Genomic DNA, 25,720 nt, shown 5'->3' with positions numbered 1-25,720 from the left:
CTCAGGCTTGCGCAGGCAGGTGGGCGCCATCGAGGTACGGATCGCGCGCGCTGTTGTTGGCGCCGTCCGTGAAGGGGTCGCGCTGGCGGTGGACCTGGTCGGCGCTGGTCCCGTTGGCGTCGCCGGGTTGATCGGCGGCTGAGGCAAAGGGCGCTGCGGAGCCCAGTACGGTGAGCAGCAGGGCGGCAATGATGATTCTGCGGTTAGGCATCGTGACACTCTCCGGTTGGTTCGTGCGGCGCGCGGATCGTCGCGCCGTGCACAGCAGTCTATGTATCCGATGCCAACCGATGCATTGCTGCTTGATGACAGAGTTGTAAGTCTCGGCGACGTTCCTGCCGAGCACGACTGGTCGGCCATGGCGCTTTGCGCGTTGAACGAAGCGGGGCTGCACAAGCACGTCTACGCGAGCTGCCAGCGCCAGGTCCTGGCATTCGCCTGTTCGCCACCTTGGGCCAACAGCTCCCGTAGCGCGGTCTTGAGTACCTTGCCATTGCTGTTCTTCGGCAACGCTTCGACGAACAGATAGGCTTTCGGCCGCTTGAATCTGGCGATCCGTTGCAGGCACCACTGATCGAGTTCAGACTGGGTCATCCGCATCCCGGCCTTCAGCACGACGACGGCCACCACTTCCTCTCCCCAGACGGGATGGCTGCGACCGAGCACGGAGACTTCAGCCACAGCGGCATGGGCGAGCAGGGCGTCCTCCACCTCACGCGGGTAGATGTTGGAGCCACCACTGATAATCGTGTCCTTGCTGCGGTCCTTCAGCGTGAGCTGCCCCTGCTCGTCCAGGCACCCGACATCGCCGGTATGCAGCCAGCCATTGCGCAGCGTCGCCGCACTGGCCTCCGGGTTGTTCCAATAGCCTTGCATCACGGTGGGCCCGCGCACCAGGACTTCACCGATTTCCCCCACCGGGAGTGCACGGTCCTCGGCATCGGCGATGCGAATCTCCATGCCGGGCAGGGTACGCCCGACCGAAGCCAGTGCCTTGAGGTCGCCGACGGCGTAGGCGCGGCCGATTTCGTGGGACGACTGGGCGGTGATGGTCATCGGGCTTTCGCCCTGGCCGTAGATCTGCGCGATGCGGGGGCCCAGGCATTCGATTGCGGCGATCTCGTCCTCCACATAGAGGGGCGCACCGCCACAGACTACGACCTTGAGATTGGAGAGGTCGGCCCGGGTCCGGCGTGCGTATTCGACCAGGCGGTTGAGCATGGTCGGCGCAGCGAAGAAGCTCGGGCGCTGGTGTGCGGCGACGAGGCCCGCCAGTTCGGCGGCGTCGAAGCCGCCTGAAGGTGGGATCACCTGACTCGCACCTTCGGCCATGTGGGGGACCACGTAGAGTCCCGACCCATGGGACATTGGCGCCGCGTGAATCAGGCTGTCGCCTGGAAGGACGCGGGTGACCGCGCTGGCATAGGCGCGGGACATGGCGCTTAGATTGCGGTGCGAAAGCATGACCCCTTTGGGCTTGCCGGTCGTGCCGCTGGTATAGAACAGCCAGGCGAGGGAGTCTTCGGACACATCGGTGACCGGCATGCCGTGTGCCGCAAACAGGGCATGGTAGTCGGTGGAACCGACCACGATGGTCCGGGCGCCAGACACTGCTTGGGCGTCGGCGGCGAAGCTGAGGCGGGCGCCGCTGTCCTGCAGGATGCCCTGGATTTCGCGCGGATGCAGCCTGGCGTTGATCGGCACGGCACACAGGCCGGCATGCCAGATGCCGTACAACAGCTCAACGTACTGCGGGCAGTTCTTCATGACCAACGCGACCCGGTCCCCGGCCCGCAGCCCGAGCCAGTCACGCAGGCCGCAGGCGCAGCGTGCCACGCGGTCGGCGAGTTGCTCGAAGGTACATAGCGGCTCGGTGCCGAGATAGAGTGCTGCCTGATCGGGATAGGCGCGGGCCGTGCGAACGAGCATATGCGCAAGGTTGGGGTTCATCAGACTTGCTCCGAGAAACCCCGCCCTTCAGGGCGGGGAGTGAAAGGAGTGCCGCCGGCAGCAAGCACTTCCAATTTAGAATGACCGGCATGCTTCTCGTCTATCGCTACCGGGTGAAGTCGCTGAACGGCCTGCTCAATCAGCAGAGCCGCGCGGTGAACTACGTCTGGAACTTCTGCAATGACACGCAGAAGCACGCGCTCAAATGGGGCAAGAAATGGCCCACGGGTTTCGATCTGAACGTGTTGACGACAGGCAGCAGCAAGGAACTCCGTATCCATTCCGGCACCGTCAACGCGGTTTGCGAGCAGTACGCCAAGTCGCGTAGCCAGCACCGCAGGCCGTACCTGCGCTATCGCGGCCGCAAGTCGCTCGGCTGGGTGCCGCTCAAGGGCCGGGATCTCAAGCGCTCGGGCGACGCATTCCGCTTTGCCGGCAACACGTTTCGCGTGTTCAGCTCCCGCCCCCTTCCCGAAGGCAAGATCAAGGACGGCACGAATTTCTCCCGCGACGCGCGAGGCAACTGGTTCCTGAACATCGTGATTGAAGTTGCCGACACCCCGGCCCGCTGCCCGGAACGCGGCGTCGGCATCGACCTGGGCTTGAAAGACCTTGCCACGCTGTCCACCGGCGAGAAGGTCGAGAATCCGCGCCACCTTGGCCGACTCGAGCAAGCGCTGGCCAAAGCGCAGCGAGCGCGCAAGCGGCGACAGACAACGAACCTTCACGCCCGCATCACCAACGCAAGGCGTGACTTTCTGCACAAGCTCTCGCATCGCCTGGTGCGGGACTTCGACTACATCGCGGTGGGGAATGTGAATGCCGCCGGCCTCGCCAGGACCAGCATGGCGAAGTCCGTTCTCGATGCGGGCTGGTCGACCTTCCGCACAATGCTCGCGTACAAGGCGATTGCGCATGGCGCGTGGTACGAGGAAGTCGACGAACGTTTCACCACCCAGGTTTGCTCTTCGTGCGACGCGATGCCGCCGGAGAGGCCGAAAGGTATCGCAGACCTTGGAATAAGGCAGTGGATATGCAGTGGATGCGGTGCTGTACATGATCGCGATGTGAACGCTGCGCTAAATATCCTTGCCCGATCGGGACATCGATCGCCTGCAGAGGGAATCTCCTCCCGTTAGGGAGGGGAGGATGTCAAGCTGCCTCCCGTTTTTGCCGTTGTCTGCAGGGGACAGGCACTGCCTGCCCCCGCTCTTCACGCTGCGATCAGTCCGGGGCGCGCTCCGGAACCGCCAGGTGCACCCATTCCTTATAGAAAGCCTCGATGTCCGGCTCGAAGTCGTGGATCACCGGATACCAGGGGGTGGGTGCTTCGACGTCGTGCATGGTGCCGCACGCCGGGCAGTAGTACTCGCGATATACCTGCCACTGGGTGTCGGGGGCCATGAGCCTGGGATAGACCTCGGCCATTGCCTCCTCGGTGTCGCGCACGTAGATCGAGGCATGCAGTTTCCAGTTCTCGCGGTAGTCGCAGAACTCGTGGCCGCAATCGCACTTGACCACCCACTTCATGGTGCTGGCCGATTGCACGATATGCATATGCGGACCGAGCGGAAGCACGATGCGGTCCGGAAAGCTCACCTTGGCCTGCAGGGCCGCCAGGTACTGCTCGAACCGGCTGTCATCCTTGGGCATCGAGAGCATGCGGAAGGTGGTTTCCCAGTCCAGGGAGCCCTCGACGAGGTGGGCGACCTGTTCATTGGTGTAGGCAGACATTGTTCAGCTCCTTGATTCGGTGTTTACTCTTCGACCTGGACGACGGTGGTGACGTCGGGCAGCAGGGAGAGGTCCATGCGGTGCTTGGCACCGTAGGTCGGCACGCCCAGTTCTTCCTCCAGCAACTGCCAGTCCGCGGGGAGATTCCAGAATGCCTTGAACTCCCGCGTGAACTTCTCCGACAGGGCGAAGCTGGTGGCGAACATGTGTTGCACCTGGACGGACGCGTGCTTGTTGAGGATGCGTTCGCGCTCCTCCTTCATCCATTCGCGGGTTGGCAGGGACCGGGCCAGGCGTTCCTTGCGGATCTCGGCACGGCGAGCCTGGGTTTTGCCTGCATCTACCGTGAACACGCCCTTGGCGTCCTGGGTGAAGACGGCGCCGTAGACCTTCTGCGCGTATTCCGGCAGCAGGAACTTCTGGTTGAGGTCCGCTTCGATGGCCTTCGGATCCCGGTCGATCGGGTCACCGAAGCCCGGGCCCCCGCGCAGATAGTTGAGGTACAGGTCGTGGTTGGCGTAGCAATCCTCGGTGGTGATGCACTGCTTGTCACGCTTGACCACGGCAGTGGCATCGATGTGGCGCTCGTAGTCCGGGTTGCCCGGATCGATATCGCCACCCAGAGGCAAGGAATCGCCGATGGCGATGCGCTTGTCCAGCCCTGTCTTGTGTGCCTCGAAGCGGTAGCCAGTGGCTGAGGGATAGCCGCCCATCATGCCCCAGTCGCTGTTCATGAAGCCATTGCCCATGAAGAACATGGTCCAGTCCTGGGCGTTCCACACCATGCGCAGCGTCTCGAAGCCGCAACCGCCGCGGTACTTGCCGTAGCCGCCGGAGTTGGCCTTGACGTTCCTGCCGAGGTAGAGCAATGGCTCGGCCATCTCCCAGATCTCGATGTCGCCCATGTCGCCTTCCGGGTTCCAGATGGCGGCGGCGTGGTTGAGGCCATCCTTGACGGCGCAGGCCCCAGTGCCGCATGAACTGGCCTCGAAGCTGTTGACCGCGTGGATCTCGCCGTCCTGGTTGATGCCGCCGCCTTGGAGCCAGTTGGAGGTATTGGCGTTGCCGGCATTGACCTCTTCCAGATAGCCGCGGCTGAAATAGGACTGGGAAAGACCGCGCCACAGGGCCGCCCAGCCGGAGACCAGGAAGTGCCAGGCATAGGCGTGGCCGGTGCGGCGGTCATCCGGGTTGCACCAGGTTCCCTTTGGCAAGCGGAACTCGGTGGCAAAGTAAGCGCCGTCGTTGATGCGCTGGGTAGGCACCAGGGTCTGGCACATCATCACCCAGATTCCGGATGTGAATGCCACCTGGTGGGCGTTGAAGGTATGCCAGCCCCAGCGACTCGCGCCTTCGAAGTCGAGGCGCCACTTGCCATCCGGCTTGATGGTCATTTCCACCGGCGAGTGCATGATGGAGTCGAGCTTGGCGAAGGCGTTGGAGACCTGCACGTCTTCATGCTTGTATGGCACGTCGACAAAGGAGACCTTGCGGTACTTGCCCGGCAGCGTCATGGCCTTGATACGGCTCTGCAGTCCGCGGCGGCCTTCTTCGATGACCTCGTAGGTAAATTTCTCGTAGGCCTCGATGCCGTCGGCACGAATCACTTCCTCGACCAGGTCGCGAATCATGTGGCAGCCGGCGATGCGGGTCTTTTCGTCGAGGATCCAGTACTTGGGCGTGCGCACTGAGCGCTGGGACTCGTGCAGCCAGTCGCGCAGCGGCTCGTCATTCACCCCGGTCTTGCGGCAGGTGATCATGTAGCCGTCGCCGAAGCGCTGGGTCTGGCCGGTTGACATTGAGCCCGGAGTCACCGAGCCGGTGTCGATCACGTGCGTGACGCCGCCGACCCAGCCGATCAGCTGGCGTTCCCAGAAGATCGGCACGATGGTGGCGATGTCGCAGGGGTGGACATTGCCGATGGCACAGTCATTGGTCGTGAACATGTCGCCGGGGTTGATGCCGGGGTTGGCTTCCCAGTTGTTCTCGATCATGTACTTGATCGCCGCGCCCATGGTGCCGACGTGGATGATGATCCCGGTCGAGGTCAGGACGCAGTCGCCTGCGGCGTTGTAGAGGGTGAAGCAGAGTTCGCCTTCCTGCTCGACGATGGGGCTGGCGGCGATCTTCTTGGCGGTCTCGCGGGCGTGCACCAGGCCGCCGCGCAGCTTGGAGAACAGCTTCTCGTAGCCGATCGGGTCGCTGTCCCGGAATTCCAGCTTCTCGAGGCCGTTGTAGTGGCCGGTGGCCTTGGTGCGCCCGATGATGCCGTCGCGGTGCTGCTTGAGCGTCTGGCCGTTCTGCAGCAGGTCGGCGAAGCCGATTTCTTTATTGCTCATCATGTTCATGGCGGTCTCCTTACTTCACTTCCTTGAGATGGAACAGGCGGTGCTTGTCGATCGTGGTTTCGAAGCCGTCGGGCACGACGAAGGTGGTGGCGTCGGATTCGATGATGGCGGGACCCACGATATGGTTGCCGGCCTTGAGGGCTTCCATCTTCCAGAGCGCGGCATCCACCCACTTCTTGTGGCGGTAGAAGGGACGGGTGCCAAGATAGGCTTCGCTGGGCGGCGTCGGGCCGGCAATCGGGTCTTCCGGCAGCACGGGCTTTTGGGTCACGACGGTGCCGCGCAGGATGGCGCCGGTGATCGAGAAGCCCAGTTCCGGCGAGCGGGCGGAGCTCGCGTAGACGCGGCCGTAGGTGTTCTCGAAGGCCTCGACGATCTGGTTCCAGTCGGCGGCGGTGGCGGCGCTGGTCACCGGCGAGACGATCTCGAGGTCATTCAGCTGGCCCATGTACTGCATCTTGTAGCCGGGGATCAGCAGCACGTCCTCGGGCTTGTAGCCGTTGAGGACGAATTCGTCGATGACCTTGACTGCCAGTTCAGACCAGGCTTCCTGCAGGCTCTTGCAGGCGGCTTCCTTGTCGGCGTCGGGGGCGTGCTGGGCAACACCAAGGTCCACTGACTTGTCGTAGCGGTACTCGAAGTCGGCGCAGGCGCAGCCGAAAGCCGAGAAGCCGGCTGCCCAGGCCGGCACGACGACGTCCTTGAAGCCGACGCCCCCGGTGTAGCCGTAGGTGTGCACCGGGCCGGCGCCGCCGTAGGAGAAGCAGGTGAATTCCGCCGGGTTGTAGCCCTTGGCACTGATGTTGGCGCGCAGGTACTCGGAGAGCGTGAGATCGAGCAGTTCGATGACGCCGGCGGCGGCATCCTCGACCGACAGGCCGAGCGGGTCGGCGATCTGCGCCTTGATGTGGTCGCGGGCGCGCTGCACGTCGAGCTTGATGGCACCGCCCAGGAAGTTCTCCGGGTTCAGGTAGCCGAGCACGACGTGGCAGTCGGAAACGGACACCGTGTCGAGACCGCTTTCCGGCCAGCAGGTGCCGACGCGGTAGCCGGCGCTGTCGGGGCCAAGCTTGATCGACTTGCTGTAGGGGTCGAGGCGCACGAAGCTGCCGGCGCCGGCGCCGACCGAGTCCATTGCCACCAGAGGCAGGGAGAGCACCAGGCGGGCCATGTCGGGGTCGGACTTGATGGCGAAATTGCCCTTGGTGATCAAGGCCACGTCGAAGCTGGTGCCGCCGATGTCGGAGCAGGCAATGTTCTCGTCGCCCAGGTACTCGCCCAACAGCTTGGAGCCGATGACGCCGCCGATGGGGCCGGAAACGATCGTGCGCGCGAGTTCCTTGGCCTTCCAGCTGATGGTGCCGCCGTGCGTGGCCATCACCCGCAGGTCGAACCTGGCACCGTGCTTCTTGAAGCGATCGCTGACCTTCTTCAGCGTCTGCCGCGAAGGCTCCGCGCCGTAAGCCTCAAGGATGGTGGTATTCATCCTGTGGCTTTCCTTGCGCGACGGGTAATAGTCCACCGAGGCGAAGACCGGGATATCCACCTTCAGCTTTTTCAGCTCTTCGCGCACGATGTCACGGGCGCGTTGCTCGCTGGATTCGTTCTTGTGGGATTGCAGCAGGCAAATGACGATGGCTTGCGAGCCGGCCTCGACCAGCTCCCGGGTAGCCTGGCGAACTTCGTCTTCACGCAGGGGGATGACCACCTTCCCCTGCACGTCGCTACGCTCGGTGACGCCGCGCGTGCGCGAGACGGGCACCAGCGGCTCGTCGTAGCGGTGGGTGTTCAGGTGAATGCGGTCCTCCAGCGCATAGCCCAGATAGCTCTGCAGCGCACGGCCCATCGAATGGATTTGCTCGAAGCCGCGGTTGCAGATGAGGCCAACGGCAAGGCCCTTGCGCATGAGAATGCGGTTGAGCATGGCCGTACCGGAATAGACGCAAGTCACCAGCTCCGGATAGACGTCATCCACGGTCCGCTCCCAGTGGGCGAGGGCGTCTTCGGAAGAGTTGAAGATGGCAAGGGATTCGTCGCCGGGATTGCTCTGCGCCTTGCCGACCACGAAGCGGCCATCGGAGCGCACGAAGAAAGTGTCGGTCATCGTGCCGCCAGCATCGATGCCCATCACCTGTACGGTGGACTGCGGTTGCATACTGCCTCCTGTCGTTGGTGTCGTCATGGTGGGAGTTCCCCACGACCCAACCATGGCAAGGCCTGTGCCAAGCGCTGGCTGGCACCGGCGCGCAGCGCTGGTATGCAATGGAATCAACACGTTGCGTGCATTCCCCGGCCACTCCGGTGGTAGCAGGGGTGCCTGCTGTCGCTGTCCGGATTCACGACGCCCCTGCACAGCGGTGTCCGGGAACCGGACACCTTCTGGCCAGCGATTCGATGCGGTTGTCTTGCGGCGAGCCCAGGCTTTAGCGGCCGGGGGCATGCGCTGTTGCCCTGCGCGGATGGCGCCGGGCGTGGGGATGGGCGCTTGCCTGTGGCTGCCGCGATGGTCTTTGACTTCCCTGTGCACGGCCACGCAGATTGCTTGCAGCGCTGGCACGCCTTGTGCGCTGGTTTCCTGCGAATGGCAGCGAAACGTGGTGAAGCTCATGAAGAACTCAACGATGACAAGGCGCCCGATGGTCGAGGCGGCAGCCGACACGAACCTCGCGATCGGATCGCATCTCGTCACCGATCGACTTGGATACACACATCATGGCGTCTATGCGGGGGGCGGCAAGGTCGTGCACTACGCGGGTCTGTCGCGGTCACTGCGTCGGGGCCCGGTGCATGAGGTCACGCTCGCGGAATTCGCGCAGGGGCGTCCGGTGCGGGTCCGGCAAAGCCCCGGCGCCAGCTTCGCTGGGATGGAAGCCGTCCAGCGCGCCTACTCCCGCCTCGGCGAGGATCGCTATCGCCTGATTTCCAATAACTGTGAGCACTTCTGTATGTGGTGCTTATATGGCGAGAGCCGCAGCGATCAGATCGACCTCTGGAAATCCTGGGCAAACGATGTGCTGGCTGCGTGCCGCAACGCTATCAGGCCGCTCGCGCTCAGAGCCTCGCGAAGCGTGCAGGTGGTGCGAGCGGTTTCCCGATTCGGATTCGAGTGGGGGACGTTCGGGGATTCAACGCAATCCGCTGCCTGAACCCGCGCCCTGGTGCATCGGAAAAGACCAATGTCGCTGTCCGGTTTCCGGACACCTGAAGCCACGATGGCCGGAAACCGGACACCTTCCGGTTGCTTTGCTGCAGAGCACAAATTATTGATCTGAAAGAGATTGTTGACTTGGGGATAGCAGGGGCTTACGGTTACTGCAGTCAACGGATAGTGATCGCCCCCATGCCATCTTCACATTTCGGCGCCCTGATCCCCCGCATCGGCGACGAACTGGTCGTGGCGTCGGCTTGGGAGCGTTTTCTGCAGGACCAACCCCTGGAAGCGAAGGGGGTGCGAAGCGTTGTCCTCGCATCCTGGCAGCGGTGTCGGTCCGAGGCCGTTGATCCTGCCAAGCACTCCGCACCGGGGGCTGGCGCCGAGCATGTGCGCCAGTTGCAGCGCCAGAGCAGGGACCTGTGCGATGCCGCCAGGCCGGCACTCGAGGGCCTGCGCGAGATCCTGCGGGAATGCGGTACCCTCATCATGCTCTGCGATCCGGGCGGCACCATTCTGCTACTCAACGGTGAGACCCGGGCCCGCAGCGTTGGCGAGAGGATCAACCTGGCCACCGGTGGCTGCTGGAATGAGGACGTTATCGGTACCAATGCCATCGGCACCGCGATCGCCACCGCCGCTGCGGTTCAGATCCATGCCAACGAGCATTTCTGTGTGGACGTCAAGAACTGGACCTGCGCTGCGGCGCCCATTCTCGACCCCTTTGGCGGCACCCTGCTGGGCGTGGTGGATGTCTCTGGCGTCAAGGAAACGTTGCATGGCCACACCCTGGGCCTGGTAGTGGCTGCAGCCAGGCAGATCGAATGCGAGCTGGCTCGCCGCAACGTTGCCATGCACGAGCGGCTGCTGACCCGATCGATCGATCATTTCATCCGTTACGCCAGCGACTACGTGGTGCTCGTCGACAGCCGCGGGCGCGTTGTCCGTACCAACGGCAATGCGCAGGCGGCGCGGGAGAGCTATGACGTGCGGCTGCCCCTGGAAGCTGGCGCCCAGGTGCCGGGACTCAACCTTGCACTGCCCGATATCGACCGGAGCTGCCAACGCCCGCAATGGCTGCGCCCCGAATGGCTGCACCCGGTGAAGGACCATGACGGCATGCTGGGTACGATGCTCGTGATCCCGCTCGAGGCGCGCCAGCATCGAAGCGCGGTATCGTTGCCCACGGCTGCGGCATCGATGGCAGCAAACGATGCATTCGGCGAGATCATCGGGGCAAGCGAGGTGCTGGAGGCGACCAAGTCGCGCGCGCGCCGTATCGCACCTCTCGATCTGCCGGTACTGCTCCTTGGCGAGACCGGAGCCGGGAAGGAACTCTTTGCCCGGGCGCTTCATCGGGCGGGTAACCGCCCCGACGGTCCTTTCGTTGCCGTCAACTGCGGCGCTTTTACCCGTGAGCTGCTGGCCAGCGAACTCTTCGGCTATACCGACGGCGCTTTTACAGGCGCCCGCCGTGGTGGTCTTCCGGGCAAGTTTGAGCAGGCCGACGGCGGTACGTTGTTCCTGGACGAGGTCGGCGAGATGCCGCTGGACATGCAGCCCCACCTCTTGCGCGTGCTGCAGGACGGCGTTGTGGTCCGCCTGGGCGATACCCGCGAGCGGCGCGTCGCGGTGCGCGTCGTCGCAGCCACCAACCGTGATCTGCAGAAAGAGATCGCAGCCGGGCGCTTTCGCGAAGACCTGTACCACCGCCTCTGCGTCGTCAGCCTGCTACTACCGCCGCTGCGCGACCGGCCCGGCGATATCGAGGCAATCATTGCGCATCTCAACAGCAAACTGGCGCGCAAGTATGGCTGTGCGCCCAAGCAGCCTGAACCCGCCGTGTGGCAGGCGCTTCTGCGCTATCGCTGGCCGGGCAACATACGTGAGCTGCAGAATGTCTTCGAGGTGATGTTCGCGCTCAGCGAAGGCCACATCATCGATACGTCGCTATTACCCCCGAGCATCGCGCAGATGCCAAGGGACTCAGTTTCCATATCCACCTCGACGTCAATGCCTGTCCCGCTCGGTCGTCTTGAGGAAATGGAAAGACAAGCGATACTCGATGCGATCGCAAATTCCCACGGCAATATGTCCATGGCCGCCCGGACACTGGGAATTTCGCGGAGTACGTTGTACGTCAAACTGGCCGCGATCCAGTCCGAGCTTGGCAGTTCAGGCGCCGGCATGTAGCGGTTTGATTGGCCAGCGGCGTGGCATCCTTGCGCCGCTATAGCATTGCCGAGTGCCAACTCGCGCCGATGAAGCATCGCATCGTCCGCACTTATACTCCACTATTTGGAATATGCGCGCCAGCCGAGACGCGAAGTTTCCGGCCGGTATCGCCGAGGGTGCATGCTGAATCGACTCGAAATGCTCAGGATTTTCTGCGTGACCGCGGAATCGCCTTCCTTCAAGGCGGCGGCAGCTCGTCTGAGCACCTCGCCCCAGACCATCACGCGCGCGGTGAAGGAGCTGGAAGACCTGGTGGGCGAGCCCCTGTTTCACCGCAATACGCGTAGTGTGCGCATCACCGCCGCGGGAGAGCGGCTGGCCGAACGCGCACGCCAGGCATTGAGCGATGTTGACGGCCTGTTCGCCCAGCCTTCGGCCCGCGCCGCGACCCAGCTGAGCGGCGCCGTGCGAATCACAGCCCCGTACACGCTTGGGCGCGAACACCTGCTGCCGGCACTGCGGCAGATTGCCCTCGACCATCCGGGCCTGATGCTCGACCTGCGGCTGTCGGACCAGGTTGCCGACGTGGTGGACGAGGAAATCGACATCGGCGTGCGTCTCGGCATGTTTCGCGACCAACGCTTCGTCGCCCGCATGACGGGGCGGATTTCGTTCCATGTGGTTGGGACGCCAGAGCTGGTGGCGCGCGCCGGCAGGCCTGCGGTGCCCGCCGATCTGCACGGGCTGCCCACCACCGGCCTGGTGGCGGGCAGCACCCGCCGGCCCTGGCCCTGGTACTTCGCGCAGGGTGAGCAGTTCATTCCCCGCACCCCGGCGTTCCTCACCGACGACCCGGAAACGGAGCTCAGCGCGGTGCTGTCCGGGCTCGGCTATGGCCAGCTGCCGGACTACCTTGCGGGGGCGTACATCCGCTCTGGCCGGCTCGTCAGCGTGCTGGATAAACACACGCCGCAGCCATGGGGCCTCTACGTATTCCGTCCGCGGCGGGCGCCGGTACCCAAGCGCGTGCGGCTGGTGTTCGATGCACTGGTTGCGTATTTCAACGATCCCGAGCTGTTTCCCGGCAGCGGACAGGGTGGCAGGCGCAAAGCCTCCGGCGGAGCGTAGGCGGCGCGCATGGCCATCGCGGCATCGCTGCCGCCCTGGCCGTCTTCCAGGCATATAGAAGAATTCCGGCGCCTGGAATTGTGAATTCCCAAATCTCTCATTCCGGGTGCGCCGCGCGCGCACCAGAATCTCCGTTGCATTCGCCGCGTGCGGCCTTGTAAAGGCCGTGCGTTCCCACTGGCACGCCCTGCAAGAAGACATGAGAACAATCACCATAAACGGTAAGCCCCAGAAGATCGATTTGCCCGACGATGCGCCGCTGCTGTGGGCGGTGCGAGACCACCTCGGGATGACCGGCACCAAGTTCGGTTGCGGCATGGCGCTGTGCGGTGCCTGCACCATGCACCTGGACGGGCAGCCGATCCGCTCCTGTGTCACGCCCGTTTCCGCGGCAGCAGGCAAGAAGCTCACCACCATCGAGGGCCTGGCGGCCGACAAGGTCGGGCAGGCGCTGCAAGCGGCGTGGGAACAGTTCGGCGTGGCCCAGTGCGGCTACTGCCAGGCCGGCCAGCTGATGTCCGCCACGGCGCTGCTGAAGGCCAACCCGCATCCCAGCGAAGCCGATATCGACGGCGCCATGAGCGGCAATATCTGCCGCTGCGGCACCTACACGCGCATCCGCGCCGCCATCCAGCATGTGGCGAAGTCGAACGTAACAGGCAAAGGGGGCGCAAAATGAAACAGGCACCAATGAGCGGGATGAGCGGTATTGATCTGGCAACGGCGCTGGCAACGGCGCAGGACGCCACCACCGGCGAGCCCGCATCGGCAGGTCGGCGCCGATGGCTCAAGGGCATGGGCGCGATGACAGGACTGGCACTGACGGTCGGCCTGGACGGCGTCGTGCTGGCGCAGGAGGCCAAGAAGTACGGCCGCGACGGGATGCCGGGTGGCGCGGTGGACGATCCACTGGTCTTCGTGCAGATCGGCGAGGATGGCCGCGTCACGGTCGTGTGCCATCGATCCGAGATGGGGCAGGGCGTGCGCACCAGCCTGCCGATGGTGGTGGCCGACGAGCTGGAAGCCGACTGGGGCCGCGTGGCGGTGGTGCAGGCCCTGGGCGACGAAGCGCGCTATGGCAACCAGAATACCGACGGCTCACGCAGCATCCGGCATTTCTTCGAGCCGATGCGGCGCGTCGGCGCCAGTGCGCGGCAGATGCTTGAAGCCGCCGCCGCCGCGCGCTGGGGCGTGCCGGTGAGCGAAGTGCAGGCGCGTAACCATGAGGTGGTGCATGCGGCAAGCGGCAGGAAGCTGGGCTACGGCGCGCTGGCGCGCGACGCGGCCCGCCTGCCCGTGCCCCCGGCCGCGAGTCTCAGGCTCAAGGATCCCGCCGCGTTCCGCTATATCGGCAAGGACAGCACGCGCAATATCGACGGCCGCAATATCGCCACCGGCCGCGCGCAGTACGGCATCGACGTGCGCATGGACGGCATGCTGTACGCAGTAATCGCCCGTCCTCCGGTCTTTGGCGGCAAGGTGGCCAGCTTCGACGCGGCGCAAGCCGAAAAGGTGCCCGGCGTGGTCAAGATCGTGCCACTTGCCGGCAGCCCTGCGCCGGCCTTGTTCAATCCGCTGGGCGGGGTGGCGGTGATTGCCAGCAATACCTGGGCCGCCATCAAGGGCCGCGAAGCGCTGAAGATCCAGTGGCAGGACGGCCCCAACGCCGGCTACGATTCGGCCGCCTTCAGGGCCAGCATGGAAGCGGCGGCGAGCCGGCCGGGCAGGGTGGTGAGAAACCAGGGCGACGCGATGGCGGCGCTGGCCGGCAGCGGCAAGCGGATCACCGCGCAATACTACCTGCCACATATCGCGCATGCCTCGATGGAACCGCCGGTCGCCACGGCAAAGGTGGGCAACGGGTCGTGCGAGGTGTGGGCGCCGGTGCAGGCGCCGCAGGCCACGCGCGAGACCGTGGCCAAGGCTCTCGGTCTCAAGCCTGAGAACGTGACCGTCCACGTGACGCTGCTGGGCGGCGGCTTCGGCCGCAAATCCAAGCCCGATTTTGTCGCGGAGGCCGCGCTGTTGTCCAGGGCAATGGGCGGCAAGCCGGTCAAGGTGACCTGGACGCGGGACGACGATCTCCACCACGACTACTTCCACACCGTCTCTGTGGAGCATCTGGAGGCCATGCTGGGCCCGGACGGCAAAGCGCTCGCGTGGCTGCACCGGACCGCGGCGTCATCGATCAGCGCTACCTTCACGGCCGGCGCCAAGTCGGAATCGGCGGTGGAGCTGGGCATGTCCGCGATCAATGTGCCCTTCGACATCCCCAACCTCCGCGTGGAGAATCCCGAGGTGGAGGCGCATACCCGCATCGGCTGGTTCCGCTCCGTGTCCAATATTCCGCACGCTTTCGCCGTGCAGTCATTTGCCGCGGAACTGGCGGCGGCGGCGGGGCAGGATCATCGCGACTACCTGCTGGCGCTGCTGGGCCGGGATCGCCGCATCGACCCTGGCCAGATGGGCGACACCTGGAACTACGGCGAGTCGCCGCAGCAGTATCCGCTGGATACGGGCAGACTGCGCAAGACCATCGAAGTGGCGACGCGCGAAGCGGGCTGGGGCCGCAAGCTGCCGTCGGGCCGAGGACTGGGCCTGGCGGTCTGCTACAGCTTCGTGACCTACGTGGCCGCGGTGGTGGAAGTGGTCGTCGGCCAGGACGGCAGCATCAGCGTACCGCGCATCGACGTTGCCGTCGATTGCGGTCCCCAGGTGAACCCGGATCGCATCCGCTCGCAGGTCGAAGGCGCTTGCATCATGGGGCTCAGCCTTGCCACCAGCGGCGAAATCACCTTCAGGAACGGGCGACCCCAGCAGGACAATTTCCACCAGTACGAGGTGTTGCGCGCGCCAGCCGCACCGCGGGAGATCCATGTGCACCTGCTGCCGAGCCGCTTCGACGTGCCGCTCGGCGGGGTCGGCGAGCCGGCGACGCCGACCATTGCGCCGGCGCTGTGCAACGCAATCTTCGCCGCCACCGGCAAGCGCATCCGCACGCTGCCGATCCGGGACCAGCTCAAGGCCTGATCTGACCGGATCGCGCGGTCGTCACACGCATGCGATCGGCCGCCTTCATCTTCTGGACAAAATATCTACTATTGCATATATTGTCCAGAACCTTGAATTTCCGCCCGCCTGACACAGCCGGGATCAGGCTGCCCCGCGTGGGACAAACAAGGACACAGATGGAGGCATTTTGAAATCAGCATCCGCATCCGTTTCCCGTAGTGTGGCGTTCGCCGCCACGCTGATTGCCAGCCTGGTGTCCGGCGCGGTCTTCGCACAGGGCGGGTATCCAGGCAAGCCCATCACCATCGTCGTGCCCTATCCGGCGGGCGGCTCCAACGACATCTTCGCGCGCATCGTCGCCAAGGGGATCGGCGAGGAGCTCAAGCAAGCCGTTGTCATCGACAACCGCCCCGGCGCCAGCGGCAATACCGGCACCGGCATCGTCGCCAAGTCCGCCCCGGACGGGTACACGCTGGTCGCCGTGTCGTCCAGCATGACAACCAATGCCGCGGTGCAGGCCAAACTGCCGTTCGATGCGGTCAAGAGCTTCGCGCCGGTGGCGATGTTTGCGCGAGGGCCGTTCATCGTCGTGGTCAACAATGCATTCCCCGCCAAGACACCGCAGGAACTGATCGCCGCGATCCGCGCCAAGCCAGGCAAGTACAACTACGCCTCGTCCGGACCGGGCGGCGTCAACCAGTTCGGCACCGAGCTGCTCAAGGCCATGGCCGGCAACCTGTTCATCACGCATGTCCCGTATCGCGGCATGCCCCCCGCCTTGACCGACCTGATCGGCAACCAGACGCAGTTGCTGATCTCCACCGGCCCGTCGCTGCTGCCGATGGTCCGCGCCGGCAAGGTGCGCGCCGTTGGCATCACCAGCCTCAAGCCAAGCCCGATCGCGCCGGAACTCACGCCCATGTCCAGCGCGGTGCCGGGCTACGAGTTCGAGCTCTGGTGGGGCCTGCTGGCGCCGGCCGGCACGCCGCCGGCGATCGTCAACCAACTGAACGCCGCCGTCAATGCTGTCTTGTCCAAGCCTGAGACCAAGGCGGCGATCCTGAAAGAGGGCGCCGAAGCCAGCCCCATCACGCCGGCCCAGTTCGCCGCCACCATCGCGCAGGACGTGGAGCGGTGGAGGGCGCTCGCCAAGCGACAGAACATCGTCGTGGACTGATATGGGGCGATGTCTTTTCGCGTTGCCCGCAATGTCAATTGCCCGGATAAAAGCGCCTAACTGCGCCGACTTTTTTTCAACTGCCAGACTTAGCTGAACGGCTTGCCGCCGCCAGACTTCGCGTCGGCTGCTATTTACATCAGGACAACATGCAATCGAAACAAAGCGCTTTCTGGACCTTCCCCTACACGTCGCAGCGTTTGCCGCTGGTCGCCGACAACGTCGTGACGACCTCGCAGCCGCTTGCCTCCGCGGCCGGCTTGCAGATGCTGCTGTGCGGCGGCAATGCAGCCGATGCGGCGCTTGCCACGGCAATCGCCCTGGCTGTGGTCGAGCCGTGCAACAACGGTATCGGCGGCGACGCGTTTGCGCTGATCTGGGATGGCAACAAATTGCACGGTTTGAACGGATCGGGCCGCGCACCGGCCGCATGGACGCGCGAGTATTTTTCAAAATACAAGGAGATGCCGAAGCGGGGCTGGGACTCGGTAACCGTGCCAGGCACTGTTTCAGCGTGGCGCGCCATGTGGGAGCGCTTTGGCAGCCTGCCGTTCGAAGACCTGTTCGAACCGGCGCTGCGCTATGCGCGTGAAGGCTATCTGGTTTCGCACAATGTCCACAATCAGTGGCAAAAACAGGTCGGTGAACTGATCGATCAGCCGGGCTACCGCGAAGCGTTTGCCCCCAACGGCCGGGCGCCGCTCCAGGGCGAGCGCTTCATTTGCCCGGGACAGGCAAATGCACTCGAGCGCATCGCGCGCACCAAGGGCGTCGATTTTTACCATGGCGAACTGGCCCGTGCAATTGCCGACCACGCGCGCAATACCGGCGGCGCGATCACTGAAGCCGACCTCGCCGCGCATAAGGCGGACTGGGTCGAGCCGATCAGCATCCGCTACCGGGATGTTGAACTGTACGAGATCGGGCCTAACGGTCAGGGCATTGCGGCGCAGATGGCGTTGGGCATGCTTGAGCATTTCGATTTGAAGGGTATGGATCAGGATAGCGCGCTGGCGACGCATCTGAAGATCGAGGCAATGAAACTGGCCTTTGCCGACTTGCATGAATACGTGGGCGACGTGGATCACATGACGGAAGTCACAGCGGCCGACCTGCTCAACCCGGCATATCTGGCAAAACGCGCCAGGTTGATCGACCCCGAGCGGGCAGCGCCGGCCCGCATCGGCAAACCGCTTGGCGGCGGCACCGTCTACCTGACCACGGCGGATCGCAACGGCATGATGGTTTCGTTTATTCAATCCAACTTCAAGGGCTTTGGTTCAGGCGTGGTCGTGCCCAATACCGGCATCGCCTTGCAAAATCGCGGCTGGGGCTTCAACTTGCGTCACGGCCATACCAACGAGGTGGCGCCTGGAAAACGTCCATTCCACACCATCATCCCCGGCTTCCTTATGCAAAACGCCCGGCCGCTGATGAGCTTCGGCCTCATGGGCGGATCCATGCAGGCGCAGGGTCATATGCAGATGGTCTCCCGCATGGTCGATCAGGGGCTGAATCCGCAGGCGGCAAGCGATGCGCCGCGCTGGCGCGTACTTGACGACAATCATGGCGTTACCGTCGAATGGAACATGCCGCAAGCGGTGATTGAAGGACTGACCTCACGCGGGCATCCGATCACGGTTGCCAAACGCTTTGATACTGAGTTCGGCAGCGCCCAGGCGGCTCTGCGCCTGGAAAATGGCGGCTATGTAGCGGCATGCGATCACCGCAAGGATGGCTACCCGGTCGGAATTTGATTCGATGTAACGCTCGCAGTGCTCCCATCGGGGCACTGCGAGCATATGGCCTCACATCACCCGTGCGATGAGGTGCTGTCTCGACGCGAGTCCTTCGTTCAGTCCGTGGATTGAAATAGGGTGGAGGCAGGCCGAGGTGCTGTTAGCCTGCGAGTTCGATTGGCATCAATCTCGGCCACGCGAATTCCACGGCCTCGCTGTTACTGCGACAGAAGCCCTACGCCAAACGCTGAAGCAAATGCGGAACGGACGATGTCAGCAACGCGACCCCGGATGCCGCGAGCAGGCTCAACACAATCTTGCGGAACGTCGCTTCCGAAATCCCAGCATACAACCGAGCGCCCAGGATAGTGGGAATCAGCATCGCTGGCCCGACGATTGCGAGCATCGGCAGCATGGCACGTGTCACGATTCCCTTTTCCACGTAGATGGCCATGGTCACAAGCAGCAAGGCGAGATTGAAGTTCTGAATGATCGCACGCTGTTCATCCTTGTCGAATCCCCGCAACGAGCACCACAGTGTGGGAATCGTGCCGGTAAAGCCGCCGATGCCACCCATGATCCCGCCGACGCCGCCCACGATCCCGTCGGCCAACCTCCCGCCCGCAGTGATCTTCGGCAGGTTTCGTACGGCAAGCATCGTCGGGCACCACAGCACCAGGAACGTACCGAGGAAGGCCTTGAAGAGTTGAAGGTCGAGCGACGGGAGAATCGCGACCCCAACGGGTATGCCAGCCAGGCCGCCGATCAGGAAAGGCAATAGCCTGCCCAGCTTGAATCCTCGGCGCATGGTTACCACGGCAATGATCTGCCCCGTTAGCGCCCCAAAAACCGCCATTGACGCGGCCAGCCTGGGATCCAGCGACCACGCCCAGAACGACATTGCAGTGAGACCAAAGGCGAAGCCAGAAAGCCCTTGCACGAAGCCAGCAACAATGGCTCCCAGTGCCACGACCAAAATTACCGGATCCATGCGTAAGGGCCTCTTTCCTATTGGGGCGTCATCTGAGTGTCCGCAGTGACCAGCTTGGCGACATGGGGCCGTGGTCTGCAGGCCGCAATCCATATTGGCCTCAGGGTGCCCCTTGCTCTGGGGCAAGGGGCTGGCGCGAGTTGTTCCGTACTTCCTGCTTGGGTTGACATTCTATCTAGTTCTGTATATTTTGTCTAAAACACAAACCGTAACCATGGAACTGCGATGCGCAGGTGCAGCTGATGGAATGACTTGAAAACGCGAATCACATACAGGAGATGGCCCAATGAGTTCCCGACGTTTTTTGGTGAAGTTTGTGTTAACGCTGTGTGCAGCGTTGCCGGTTTCCGCCTTCGCGGCTTATCCGGACAAACCGATCAGGCTGATTGTGCCGTCGGCCCCCGGCGGTGCTCCGGATGCGTTAATGCGGGCCCTCGCCCCACAGCTGTCGCAGCAATTGGGCGTGTCCATCGTAATTGACAACAAGCCTGGTGGTTCCTACGTGATCGGCACCATGGAGCTGGTGAAGTCCGCGCCCGACGGCTACACGCTGGCTTACGGCAATATCGTCTCGCTGGCGACCAACAAGTCGCTGCTGCCATCGGTGCCATATGACGTCGAAAAGGACCTGACGCTGGTCGCGAACACGCTGCGCCTGTCTAACATGATGATCGTCAACGACAGTGTGCCCGTCAGGACCATTCCCGAACTGATTGCCTATGCGAAAAAGAATCCGGGCAAGCTGGCCTTTGGATCGGATGGCAACGGCACCACGGCACATCTGGGCGTCGAACTCTTCAAGGCGATGACGGGCGTCAACATGCTGCATGTGCCCTATCGCGCGGCCACTTCGGCCGTCACGGACCTGATCGGCGGTGGCATACAACTCATGATGATCAACACGCCGGTTTCCGCACCGATGGCCAAGGCGGGCAAGGCGCGGGCGCTTGGCGTCTCCTCGGCGCAGCGCCTGGCTGCATATCCTGACGTTCCCGCGATCGCCGAATCCGTGCCCGGATTCGAGGTGTCGGCGTGGGGAGGCATCGTCGGCCCGGCCCACATGCCCAAAGACATCGTTACCCGCCTCAACCGTGAGATTCGCATCGCGCTGGAGAGCCCCGCCGTGCGAGAGCGATTCAAGCTGCTGGGGGCGGAAATCGCGCCCAGCACGCCTGAGGAGTTCCTGGACCTCTCCCGCCGCGAGACGGCCAAGTGGGCCAGGATCGTGAAATTCTCCGGTGCCAAGATCGATTAAAGGAAATCCCCGTGAGTCCCTGGAAAGCAGCCCAAGTCGGCGACCCCGCCGTTGCCATCGATACACCCGCGCTCGTGCTCGACCTGGATGCATTCGAGCGTAATCTGAAGCGAATGGCTGACGCATTGCGCGGCCGAAACGTGCGTCTGCGTGCCCACGCCAAGAGCCACAAGTGTCCGGAGATCGCCTTGCGACAGATCGCATTGGGCGCTGTGGGTATCTGCTGCCAGAAGGTCAGCGAGGCTGCCGTGTTTGTCCAGGCAGGCGTTACCGACATCCTCATTAGCAACGAGATCGTCGGTGCAGCGAAAATCCGCCACCTGATGGAACTTGCCGGCTCCGCCCGCATTGGGGTTCTGGTCGATCATGCCTCGCAGATACAGGCTCTGGCCGCCGCCGCACAAGCATCCGGGAAGAGTGTGGATGTCTATATCGAAATCGACGTCGGCGCCCATCGCTGCGGCATCCCTCCAGGTGAAGAAGCAGCGCAGCTCGCAGAATTGATTGTCTCCTCGCCGCTGCGCTTTGCCGGGCTGCAATGCTATCACGGACCGGCCCAGCATCTGCGCACGCCGCAGGAGCGTACTGCTGCAATTCGCGATGCCGCTGAACTGGCGCTGTGGACAAAGAAAATCATCGAGGCACGTGGCATTCCAGTTGAGATTATCGCTGGCGCAGGCACCGGCACGTTCCTCCTCGAGCGCGACTCCGGCGTCTATAACGAGCTTCAGTGTGGCTCCTATGTCTTCATGGATCGCGATTACGGTGAAAATACGCGTGGTCCGGACGACATTCCCTTCGAGCATGCGCTCTTTGTCCTGACGTCGGTGATGAGCAGGACCACCGGCGAGAGGGCTATCGTGGATGCAGGCCTGAAGGCCTCCAGTGTTGATTCCGGCATGCCACTAGTGTGGCAGCGCAGCGATCTGAAATACCTGAAAGCATCGGACGAACATGGCGTAATTGCTACCCCCAGTCCCGCTTCAGTGGACCTGGGAGAAAAATTGATGCTCATTCCCGGCCATTGCGATCCCACCGTCAATCTTTATGATTCTCTGGTCTGCGTACGCGATGGCAGGGTCGAAGCACTATGGCCTATTGCGGCGCGCGGCGCTCTGCTTTGACTGCCATGCTGATGGTCTGCACCGCGTCGCCGATCTCGCGAGCAGATGCGTCACCACATAGCCCGGCTTCCGGAACAATTGATGAACACGATACCAAGGAGTACCCGATGAGTGAGCGTTATGATGTCATGATCCGCAATGCATCGATCGTCGACGGAACGGGAGCTCCACGTTATGCCGGCGAGGTGGGTATCAAAGGTGACCGTATTGTGCGCATCGGCGATTTGCGGGGGGCGAGCGCAGCCACGGAAATCGATGCGTCTGGCCTTGTGGTGGCGCCTGGTTTTATCGATGCGCACACGCATGACGACCGCTTGATGCTCTCTGGTGGGGACATGGCTCCTAAGGTCAGCCAGGGTATCACTACCGTGATCGGCGGCAATTGCGGCGTTTCGCTGGCGCCGATGCCGCGGCAGATTCCCGATCCGGTCACCCCGCCGCTTAACCTGCTCGATGATAGCGGAGCGTGGTTTCGGTTCGCTACCTTTGCAGAATACCTGGAAGCGTTGCGTGCTCAGCCCGCGGCAACGAATTGCGCCATGCTGGTCGGCCATTCGACATTGCGTGTCGCGATGATGAATGATCTTTCCCTGCCGGCAAATCCGGACGAAATCGCAGCCATGCGCGCGCTGGTTGATGAAGCCATGCGCGCCGGCGCGATTGGCGTGTCAACGGGGCTGTTCTACGAACCTTCGATTGCGGCGCCAACGGAAGAAGTCATTGAAATATGCGAGCCGCTACGCGAGTACGGCGGAGTCTATTGCACGCATATGCGAAACGAGGGCGACCACATCATTCAATCACTGACCGAGAGCTTCCGCATCGGTCGCGAAGTCGGTGTACCGGTCGTCATCTCGCATCATAAGCTGGTCGGCCTCAATAATTATGGCCGCTCCGCAGAAACGCTGAAGTTCATTGCTGAACACATGGAAAAGCAAGAGGTCTGCCTCGACTGCTATCCTTATCCGGCGTCGTCCACCATTCTGTCCGCGCATCGCGCACGTAATGCGACCCGGGTGACCGTGACATGGTCAAAACCGCTGCCCCAGTATGCCGGCAAGGATCTGGCCGACATCATGGCCGAACTCGGTGGCACACTGGAAGAGGTAGTCAACCGGCTGTCCCCCGCCGGTGCGATCTACTACATGATGGACGACCGGGATGTGCAGCGCATACTGGCCTTCGACCAGACGATGATCGGCTCGGACGGTTTGCCCCACGACGACTCTCCGCATCCGCGTCTTTGGGGAAGCTTCCCACGTGTTCTTGGCCACTACGGCCGGTCCCTGGGCCTGTTTTCGCTTGAGACCGCGATCCATAAGATGACCGGACTGACCGCCAGGAATTTCCGGCTCGCCGACCGTGGTGTTGTGCGGGAGGGTGCCTTCGCAGACTTGACCGTTCTCAATCCCGAAACAGTTGGTGAGGGCGCGTCATTTGCCAGGCCGATTGCACCCGCCATAGGCATTGATACTGTGCTTGTCAACGGCAGCGTCGTGTGGCGCGATGGCAAGTCCAGCGGCGCGCGGCCCGGCCAGGTGCTGCGGCGCGAGCGAGCGTAATCGCCGAGCACGCCGGCGCACCGGGATTTTGTGCACCTGAACAAGCCGTCGCAGCGACGGGGCTCAGGATCCGACGTGTCCCGGTTACGGCTTCCTGAAATCGAAGCTCATTTCCCGGGAGGCGGGGCTCACTCGGTCACGATCTTCATCGTCTTGATGTCCCGGTCCCAGCGAAGCAGTTCCTGATTCACCCGAGCCCTGAACTCGGCCGGCGTGCTGCTCTCGGGTTCGACGCCCTGCCCGGCGAGGGCGGCCAGTACGTCAGGTTTGGCCAGCGCCTTCTTCACCTCATGCGCGAGCTGCTCGAGGACTGCGGGGTCGGTGCCGCCGGTGGCGAACAGACCGTACCAGTTGGAGAAGTCGTAGCCCGCCACGCCGGCCTCGGCCAGGGTCGGCACGTTTGGCAGCGAGCGGATGCGCTTTTTTGTGGTGACCGCCAGCACCCTGGCCTTGCCGGTCTTTAGCGACGACAGGGCGACCGGCGCCGACGAGAAGCCCATGTCCACGTTGCCGGCGTAGAGGTCGTTGATCGCCGGCCCGTTGCCCTTGTACGGGATATGCAGCATGTTGATGCCGGCCATCTTCTCGAGGAGCGCGCCCGAGATGTGCAGGCTGCCGCCGCTGCCCGAGGACGCGTAGGTGTAGGCGCCCGGCTTCTGCTTCGCGGCAGCGACCAGTTCCTTCACGCTGTTGAACGGCACGCCGGTACGTACCAGCAGTACGTTGGCCGATTCGGCCACCAGCGACACCGGCGCCAGGTCCTTGCGCGGGTCGTAAGGCATCTTGTGGTTGAGCGCCGGCAGGATGGTCTGCGCACCGGCGCTGCCGAGCAGCAGCGTGTAGCCGTCCGGCGTCGCCTTGGCAACCATGTCGGAGCCGAGCAGGCCGCCGGCGCCGGCCCGGTTGTCCACCACCACAGGCTGGCCCATGCTTTGCTGCAGCTCCTTCGCCAGAATTCGAGCGATGGTGTCGTTGGCGCCGCCGGCCGCATAGGCGACAACGAGGCGGATCGCTTTCGACGGATATTTTTCGGCCGACATTGCCAGGCCTGGCACGGCGCAGAGGGCGGCCAAGGCAAGGATGCTGCGGCGAAGGTAGGTGCTTGAGATGGTGTGCATGAGGGCGTCTCCTTGAGCTCGGCTCATTGTACGGTCCACAGCACATAAGGAGAATTAATATCTTCTTGATAATGTCTTAAGGAAACCTTGAGTGGGCCTTCCCGCGGAAACCAAAATAATCTTTTGGTTAATCGGTCTGGGGATCGCTTTTTTTTGCCTTCCGTCTTCGTCAAACTCCGTGCATGACGCATCCCGGCTGTGGGTGCGCTGACAACAAGAGACCGGAGACGACATGGATTTCCCTATCACCAATGCGACTCGTCGCACCTTGCTGCGGGCAGGACTGCTGGCCCTCACCGCCATGACCGCTTTCACCATTGCGCCCGCCGCTTTCGCGGCCTATCCGGACAAGCCGATCCGGCTGGTCGTGCCTTATCCGCCGGGCGGCGCCACCGACGTGATCGGCCGCATCGTTGCCACCCGCCTGGGCGAAGTGCTGGGCCAGCAAGTGGTTGTTGACAACCGGGGAGGCGCGGGCGGGAATATTGGCGCGGAAGTGGTCGCCCGGAGCGCGCCAGACGGCTATACGTTGCTGATGGGCGCACTGACGTCCCATGCAACCATGGCCACCCTGGAAAAAGGGCACTTGCGTTACGACATCCTCAAGGACTTCGCCCCGGTGATGGTCGTTGGCTCGGTGCCACTGGTGGTGGTGGTCAATCCGAGGGTGCCGGTCAAGACGCTCCAGGAACTGGTCCAGTACGGCAAGGCCAATCCCGGCAAGCTTAACTACGCCTCGTCTGGTGCCGGCGCCCCGCAGCGCATGGCGGCTGAGATCTTCAAGAAAGATGCAAATATCGACATGACCCATGTGCCGTACAAAGGCAGCGGTCCCGCCATGACAGACCTGGTGGGAGGGCAGGTCAACATGATGGTGGAGACGGTGCCGGCCGCGCAGCCGTTCATCAAGGCAGGCCAGTTGCGCGCGCTTGCAGTGGCGGCACCCAAGCGCATCTCGATGCTGCCGGACGTGCCCTCTGCCGCCGAGAGCGGCATGCCCTTGCTGGATGTCAGCTCCACCTTCGGCGTGCTGGCACCGGCGGGCACGCCCGCGGCCGTAGTCGAGCGCCTGAATGCGGCGCTGACCAAGATCCTGGAAATCCCCGACGTCAAGGCACAGTTCCTGAAGCAGGGTGTCTATGCCTTGCCGCCAACAACCCCTGAAAAATCGGCCGAGCGCTTGCGCACCGAAGTCACACGCTGGGAAAAGGTCATCACCGACGCCCATATCAATTCCGATAGCTGAACCGACGCTC

At 63.3% G+C, this 25,720-nt stretch carries 19 protein-coding genes; 12 read left to right on the top strand and 7 right to left on the bottom strand.

Annotated features, from left to right (window positions below):
* Position 1 precedes the first annotated feature (1 nt).
* Both ACW4E8_RS18045 and ACW4E8_RS18040 read right to left on the bottom strand, forming a co-directional pair.
* Positions 2–211: a hypothetical protein gene (locus tag ACW4E8_RS18045; protein ID WP_456805759.1), complete on the bottom strand. Its 210-nt coding sequence runs from the start codon at positions 209–211 to the stop codon at positions 2–4.
* A 191-nt stretch (positions 212–402) separates the two neighbouring features.
* Positions 403–1,950, bottom strand: coding sequence for a class I adenylate-forming enzyme family protein (locus tag ACW4E8_RS18040; protein WP_456805758.1), 1,548 nt, complete (start codon positions 1,948–1,950; stop codon positions 403–405).
* Between the two features lie 89 nt (positions 1,951–2,039).
* Here ACW4E8_RS18040 and ACW4E8_RS18035 point away from each other — a divergent pair, with 89 nt between their 5' ends.
* The gene (locus ACW4E8_RS18035; protein WP_456805824.1) at positions 2,040–3,089 is read left to right on the top strand and encodes an RNA-guided endonuclease InsQ/TnpB family protein; all 1,050 of its coding nucleotides are present in this window, start codon (positions 2,040–2,042) and stop codon (positions 3,087–3,089) included.
* An 85-nt stretch (positions 3,090–3,174) separates the two neighbouring features.
* Here the strand turns inward: ACW4E8_RS18035 and ACW4E8_RS18030 are convergent, their stop codons facing one another.
* From ACW4E8_RS18030 to ACW4E8_RS18020, 3 genes are read right to left on the bottom strand one after another with little or no spacing between them, the layout of a single operon-like run.
* Complete coding sequence (locus ACW4E8_RS18030; RefSeq protein ID WP_456805757.1) at positions 3,175–3,684, bottom strand: acetone carboxylase subunit gamma; 510 nt, start codon at positions 3,682–3,684, stop codon at positions 3,175–3,177.
* Between the two features lie 23 nt (positions 3,685–3,707).
* Complete coding sequence (locus tag ACW4E8_RS18025) at positions 3,708–6,032, bottom strand: hydantoinase B/oxoprolinase family protein (protein WP_456805756.1); 2,325 nt, start codon at positions 6,030–6,032, stop codon at positions 3,708–3,710.
* 10 nt (positions 6,033–6,042) lie between these two features.
* Positions 6,043–8,187 (bottom strand): hydantoinase/oxoprolinase family protein, encoded by a 2,145-nt coding sequence (locus ACW4E8_RS18020; RefSeq protein WP_456805755.1) that lies wholly within the window; start codon positions 8,185–8,187, stop codon positions 6,043–6,045.
* Between the two features lie 451 nt (positions 8,188–8,638).
* On the opposite strand from ACW4E8_RS18020, the gene ACW4E8_RS18015 reads away from it, so the two are divergent.
* From ACW4E8_RS18015 to ggt, 7 genes are all read left to right on the top strand, one after another.
* Positions 8,639–9,178, top strand: coding sequence for a lecithin retinol acyltransferase family protein (locus tag ACW4E8_RS18015; RefSeq protein WP_456805754.1), 540 nt, complete (start codon positions 8,639–8,641; stop codon positions 9,176–9,178).
* Positions 9,179–9,372: 194 nt separating this feature from the next.
* On the top strand, positions 9,373–11,376 hold the full coding sequence (locus ACW4E8_RS18010; protein WP_456805753.1) for a sigma-54-dependent Fis family transcriptional regulator: 2,004 nt from the start codon (positions 9,373–9,375) through the stop codon (positions 11,374–11,376).
* 162 nt (positions 11,377–11,538) lie between these two features.
* Positions 11,539–12,486 carry a LysR family transcriptional regulator gene (locus ACW4E8_RS18005; protein ID WP_456805752.1) on the top strand — a complete coding sequence of 316 codons (948 nt, stop codon included), beginning with the start codon at positions 11,539–11,541 and terminating at the stop codon, positions 12,484–12,486.
* Between the two features lie 199 nt (positions 12,487–12,685).
* Positions 12,686–13,165: a (2Fe-2S)-binding protein gene (locus tag ACW4E8_RS18000; RefSeq protein ID WP_456805751.1), complete on the top strand. Its 480-nt coding sequence runs from the start codon at positions 12,686–12,688 to the stop codon at positions 13,163–13,165.
* 20 nt (positions 13,166–13,185) lie between these two features.
* Positions 13,186–15,516 (top strand): molybdopterin cofactor-binding domain-containing protein, encoded by a 2,331-nt coding sequence (locus ACW4E8_RS17995; RefSeq protein ID WP_456805750.1) that lies wholly within the window; start codon positions 13,186–13,188, stop codon positions 15,514–15,516.
* A gap of 166 nt (positions 15,517–15,682) precedes the next feature.
* A complete protein-coding gene (locus tag ACW4E8_RS17990; RefSeq protein ID WP_456805823.1) occupies positions 15,683–16,675 on the top strand; it encodes a tripartite tricarboxylate transporter substrate binding protein in 993 nt (330 codons plus the stop codon).
* Positions 16,676–16,824: 149 nt separating this feature from the next.
* Entirely contained in the window at positions 16,825–18,432 is a 1,608-nt protein-coding gene (gene ggt, locus ACW4E8_RS17985) for a gamma-glutamyltransferase (protein WP_456805749.1), read from the top strand.
* A gap of 217 nt (positions 18,433–18,649) precedes the next feature.
* Here the strand turns inward: ggt and ACW4E8_RS17980 are convergent, their stop codons facing one another.
* Positions 18,650–19,405: a sulfite exporter TauE/SafE family protein gene (locus tag ACW4E8_RS17980; RefSeq protein WP_039014676.1), complete on the bottom strand. Its 756-nt coding sequence runs from the start codon at positions 19,403–19,405 to the stop codon at positions 18,650–18,652.
* A 286-nt stretch (positions 19,406–19,691) separates the two neighbouring features.
* Between ACW4E8_RS17980 and ACW4E8_RS17975 the strand changes: the two genes are divergently transcribed.
* From ACW4E8_RS17975 to ACW4E8_RS17965, 3 genes are all read left to right on the top strand, one after another.
* Positions 19,692–20,660 carry a Bug family tripartite tricarboxylate transporter substrate binding protein gene (locus ACW4E8_RS17975; protein WP_456805748.1) on the top strand — a complete coding sequence of 323 codons (969 nt, stop codon included), beginning with the start codon at positions 19,692–19,694 and terminating at the stop codon, positions 20,658–20,660.
* 11 nt (positions 20,661–20,671) lie between these two features.
* Entirely contained in the window at positions 20,672–21,784 is a 1,113-nt protein-coding gene (locus ACW4E8_RS17970) for a DSD1 family PLP-dependent enzyme (RefSeq protein WP_456805747.1), read from the top strand.
* A gap of 107 nt (positions 21,785–21,891) precedes the next feature.
* Entirely contained in the window at positions 21,892–23,346 is a 1,455-nt protein-coding gene (locus tag ACW4E8_RS17965) for an N-acyl-D-amino-acid deacylase family protein (protein WP_456805746.1), read from the top strand.
* A 128-nt stretch (positions 23,347–23,474) separates the two neighbouring features.
* Here the strand turns inward: ACW4E8_RS17965 and ACW4E8_RS17960 are convergent, their stop codons facing one another.
* On the bottom strand, positions 23,475–24,464 hold the full coding sequence (locus ACW4E8_RS17960; RefSeq protein WP_456805745.1) for a Bug family tripartite tricarboxylate transporter substrate binding protein: 990 nt from the start codon (positions 24,462–24,464) through the stop codon (positions 23,475–23,477).
* Positions 24,465–24,696: 232 nt separating this feature from the next.
* Here ACW4E8_RS17960 and ACW4E8_RS17955 point away from each other — a divergent pair, with 232 nt between their 5' ends.
* Entirely contained in the window at positions 24,697–25,710 is a 1,014-nt protein-coding gene (locus ACW4E8_RS17955; RefSeq protein ID WP_456805744.1) for a Bug family tripartite tricarboxylate transporter substrate binding protein, read from the top strand.
* Positions 25,711–25,720 lie beyond the last annotated feature (10 nt).

Source organism: Cupriavidus sp. CP313, from assembly GCF_054072015.1.
The sequence above is the reverse complement of the archived record's forward strand: the minus strand, read 5'-3'. Positions and strand labels throughout refer to the sequence as shown.